Origin of the sequence: Eikenella sp. HMSC071B05, assembly GCF_001811325.1 — a bacterium.
Taxonomy (GTDB): Bacteria; Pseudomonadota; Gammaproteobacteria; order Burkholderiales; family Neisseriaceae; genus Eikenella; species Eikenella corrodens.
The window spans coordinates 19,606-19,850 of sequence record NZ_KV804543.1 but is presented as its reverse complement, the minus strand read 5'-3'; positions in this window follow the sequence as shown (position 1 = coordinate 19,850).

Sequence of the window (245 nt, the reverse complement as noted above, 5' to 3'; positions counted from 1 at the left end):
AGACCGCCCGTGCGGCCAGCGTGGAATATCAACAAACCAAGTCCGAAGCGGACGAGAAAGTGAGAGTGCAGCGTGAAGTGGTGCAAAAAATTATCGAGCGGCCTGTGTATATTGACGATTGCACTGATGCAAGCGGGGTGTCAGTCCTCAACGCCGCCATTGCCGAACGCCGTTGAACCGCCGGCCGACTTGGCTACACCCTGCCCAAGGCTACCTGAATTATCCGGCACTACGGGCAAGGTGAT